The sequence below is a fragment of the Nostoc sp. CHAB 5715 genome (assembly GCF_020829685.1).
Taxonomy (GTDB): Bacteria; Cyanobacteriota; Cyanobacteriia; order Cyanobacteriales; family Nostocaceae; genus Nostoc.
This window is the reverse complement of record NZ_JAIVFR010000724.1, coordinates 1-4,006: the sequence shown is the minus strand read 5'-3', so window position 1 is coordinate 4,006 and position 4,006 is coordinate 1. Positions and strand designations below refer to the sequence as shown.

Below are 4,006 nucleotides of genomic sequence, written 5' to 3'. Positions count from 1 at the left end.
CAATCAAAATACCCAGCAATCACAAATTTGGCAGCAAGTCAACACTTGCAACTTCTGCCTCAACTCTACACTCAAGTCACCATTCCCGAAACTGTATATTGTGAGCTTACTGATATCGATCCTCCCGTTCCTGGAACCTCTGAAGTTCAAACTGCTTCTTGGCTGGAAGTTCGACAAGTTGCAAGTCGTGAGATTGTTGAACGCCTTCGAGATGAGGTCAGATTAGACCCTGGAGAGTCTGAGGCGATCGCCCTCGCCTTAGAACTGAGTGCTGATTTATTATTGATTGATGAGCGTCGAGGTCGAGCAGAAGCTAATCGCCTGGGGTTGAGGATTACTGGATTGCTGGGTATTTTGATTGAGGCAAAACACCAAAATCTCATCGTTGCTGTCAAACCGTTGATGGATGCCTTAATTACTACATCACAGTTTAGAATCTCTCCAATTCTGTACAATCAGATTTTAAATATGGTAGATGAAGTCTGATGGTCTAAATTACCGGGGATAAGCGATCGCACTCTCAAATCCCTTACACTTTTTCTTCAGTAACTAATGTTAGACTAACCCATTCGCCTTTATCGTTATAGCTGCGAATCATCCTCTGGCGCACATTTTGCTGGATTAACCAACCCGCTTCCAAAAATAATGGTTGACGTAATTGCACCTTTGAAGGAGAAGTTGCAGAAGCGCCATCAGGTAACAATAATACTTGTACTTGCTTTTGGGGATCTTGGTCAAAGAGAACGATGGAACCTTTGATGGTAGCAGTTGAGGTAATTGTACGTTCCCCAAAAGAGGTACTTTGAATTAATCGCCCAGTATCATCAAGTTGTATTTTCAAAGTTGTAGAGTAAATATCAGGAGAACGTAAATCTCGATATATTGTCACTGCTTGGCCTTGCCATTCTCCCAACAAATCATTTATCTGCAAAGGTGGACGTTCTACTGCTGGGGTTGTGGCTAGATGTTCTCGAATTAGAACTAGTCTACTTAGATTACCAGTCTTATCAAACAGTTGCACCAGACGTAAGCGGTGATTTCCATGAACAAAAGCGAGTTCTGCACCGAATTCTGAAAATGGCCCTAGCTGAATTAAACCCTCAGAAAATGAACCATTTTCAAAAAAAAGTAGACCCCCTCCCACAGAACTATATTCTCTAATTACATCATCCCCTCCTGAACGGCTCAGAGTTAAGCGCACTGTCTGGTTATTGTTCAAACCTTCTAGAGAAAGACGGCTAGGAGTCTCGGTCAGAAGTGTACCTTCGGGAGAAAAATTAGTAAATGAACCTTCCCATACACCGAGATTTTGCAGAAAACATTCCCATTGCGATTTCATAAGGTTTTGTCATTAGTCATTTGTCATTTGTCATTTGTCATTTGTTATTTGTCATTGGTCATTTGATTAGCCCTGTTAAGTTGATATATAGGTTTAATTTCATATTTGTTCAAGCAAAACTTCAGTTATTCTTTTAAAATTTTGAAAATTTCGAGTTCAGAGGTCGAAGTTCCGAGTTCAAAGGACAAATGACCAATGACAAAGGACTAATGACCAATGACTAACCTTTGGCAAAACGTCGGACAGCGAATAAGCTTCCCATTAATCCTACAGCTGCACCGAAACTTAAGAGAATCAGGGGCAAGAGTAAAATTTGGGCTGGAGTGAGTTGCACCCCGTTGGTGATAGCTTGAATAAATTCAGGTTGATTGGCTAGCAACTTACCGAGAAACTGTTGAATTACAGAAATGAAACTCCAAGCGATCGCACCACCAACTAAACCGAAGGTAATTCCTTGTAAAATAAACGGGAGGTAAATCCAAGCTCTGGTTGCTCCCACCAGTTGCATAATTTCAATTTCCTGGCGTCGCGCCATGACAATCAGCCGAATTGTGGTGGTAGTGACTGCGATCGCTGTTAAAGTCAGAATAATCGTAATTGTTAAAGTAATCCAGTTTAGACCTTGGTGCAATTGGGCAATGCGTTTAACTGCTTCATCCACATACTGCACCGTATCAACTCCCGGCAATTTAGCCAACTGCGTTGCTAAAGTTGGTACAACTTGAGAATTACGCGCCCTCACCTTCATCTCATCAACTAAAGGATTCTCACCTAGCTGCTGCGTAGCCCCCTCAATATCAGAAATTCTCATTTCTTTAACTAACTTAGTCCAAGCTTGCTCTTTGGTAATGGTTTGCATCGCCGCTACCTCTGGCATTTTTGCGATCAGTGACTCAATGCTTCCGGCTTGCGTATCCGGTTCGAGATAAACTGATACTTCTAGTTGACTACCAAACTGATAGAGGAGTTTTTCGACTTGCCAAGAGGTTTGCAAACTCAAGCCGAATAAAAATAGTAACACGGTTACAGTACTTACAGCTGCCCAATTCATCCAACCTCCCCGCAGTAAACCGAGGAAAGTTTCTTTGAGTAGGTAGTCAAGTTTCGTGAAAGATTTAAACACACATCACCTCAAAATTTAAATAAAAAATAGATTGAAGAATTCTTGTTACTAAGAAAAATATTGTATAGGAATCCTAAATGAGATTGTGAAAATTTTTGTTATGGTCGTCCTCGGTCATTAGTCCTCTCTTACAAAGTTAAGCCACTGCGTTGGACGGGTCTCCCGGCTTGAAGCAAGTGGCGTCTGATGCCTACGGCGGGCTACGCCAACGGAGGAAACCTCCGCTCAGACTTTGCGCTTTGTCATTTGTGATTACAAAGGACTAATGACTAATGACTAATGACTAATGACTAATGACTAATGACAGCCAACAGAAAAATATTTCACAAATGATTTAGGACTGCTGTATAGAATCCTAGCTGCAATCAACTGAAGGCTTGACTCACCCGCCTAGAACTAAAGTTCTTTGGCTTTCAGCTAAAGTCTACTGAAGTAGACTAAAGATTTTTGGCTATATTTTTTATTTAGTCATTTTCTCTAGGAGACACACTCGCGTTCGCTTAGAGCAAGTCAGACGCTACGCACAGTCGCTCTAAGCAATGCTATGCCGTATAGCAGGAGGCAGGAGGCAGGAGGCAGCTATGGTGGAGGTAAAACTATTACCATTCCTAACATTCACGTTTTCAAAATGTCCTAACCTATGTGACTATGGCTATACCACTTTCCCTACGGGACGCTGCGCGAACGTGGAAGCAAGCTACGCGCAGCGTCTCCAAGAGTTGGCTTTGCCCTACGCTATCGAGTGTCGGGAACCTCCCTTCGGGTTCACCAGTCGCCTACGGCGGGAAACCCGCCTACAGCGCTGGATTCACCGCAAAGCACTGGCTCCCCTACGGGGATTTCAAAAATCAAATATGAGTCTTATAGAATAAAGATAGTAGGAATTTTCACCATCTAGCCATCAAGACTCATGCCTTCTGAAATTGCTGTAGAGAAAAAAAAGTTAAAAAATCCACCTTTGGAGCTTCATTATTTAGGCGATCGCGTGCTACGTCAAGCTGCAAAGCGAGTTGCAAAAGTCGATGACGAACTCCGCCAAGTGGTGCGCGAAATGTTGCAAACTATGTATAGCAAAGATGGCATTGGTTTGGCTGCACCCCAAGTGGGAATTCACAAACAACTAATTGTCATCGACTTAGAACCAGAGAATGCAGCTAATCCACCTTTGGTGCTGATTAACCCCACTATTAAACAAGTAAGCCGTGACATCTCCGTAGCCCAAGAAGGATGCTTGAGTATTCCCAACGTATATCTAGACGTAAAGCGCCCCGAAGTCGTAGAAATTGCCTATAAAGACGAATACGGTCGTCCCCGGACATTAAAGGCTAATGACCTCCTGGGACGCTGCATTCAGCATGAGATGGATCACCTGAACGGCGTGGTATTTGTAGACCGTGTGGAAAACTCCTTGACTTTAGTGCAGGAGCTATCTAAGAATGGCTTCTCGTATCAAGCGGTGAAACCAATAACATAGGGGGCTAGTTGTGTATTTAACTCCAAAAAGCGGTTTATTTCTCGGCGGTTTACGTCTAGATCTCCGTTGG

The 4,006-nt window shown here is 43.0% G+C and carries 5 protein-coding genes; 3 read left to right on the top strand and 2 right to left on the bottom strand.

Translation table 11 applies throughout. The features are described from left to right. Positions 1–27 precede the first annotated feature (27 nt). On the top strand, positions 28–486 hold the full coding sequence (locus LC574_RS29945) for a DUF3368 domain-containing protein (protein ID WP_229457244.1): 459 nt from the start codon (positions 28–30) through the stop codon (positions 484–486). A 43-nt stretch (positions 487–529) separates the two neighbouring features. Here LC574_RS29945 and LC574_RS29940 read toward each other — a convergent pair whose 3' ends face one another. Beyond that, a complete protein-coding gene (locus LC574_RS29940) occupies positions 530–1,339 on the bottom strand; it encodes a DUF3598 family protein (RefSeq protein WP_229457243.1) in 810 nt (269 codons plus the stop codon). 220 nt (positions 1,340–1,559) lie between these two features. Further along, positions 1,560–2,462 carry an ABC transporter permease gene (locus LC574_RS29935; RefSeq protein WP_229457242.1) on the bottom strand — a complete coding sequence of 301 codons (903 nt, stop codon included), beginning with the start codon at positions 2,460–2,462 and terminating at the stop codon, positions 1,560–1,562. Positions 2,463–3,043: 581 nt separating this feature from the next. Here LC574_RS29935 and LC574_RS29930 point away from each other — a divergent pair. Both LC574_RS29930 and def read left to right on the top strand, forming a co-directional pair. Then, positions 3,044–3,334: a hypothetical protein gene (locus LC574_RS29930; RefSeq protein ID WP_229457241.1), complete on the top strand. Its 291-nt coding sequence runs from the start codon at positions 3,044–3,046 to the stop codon at positions 3,332–3,334. Positions 3,335–3,372: 38 nt separating this feature from the next. Further along, positions 3,373–3,936, top strand: coding sequence for a peptide deformylase (gene def, locus LC574_RS29925; RefSeq protein ID WP_229457240.1), 564 nt, complete (start codon positions 3,373–3,375; stop codon positions 3,934–3,936). Positions 3,937–4,006 lie beyond the last annotated feature (70 nt).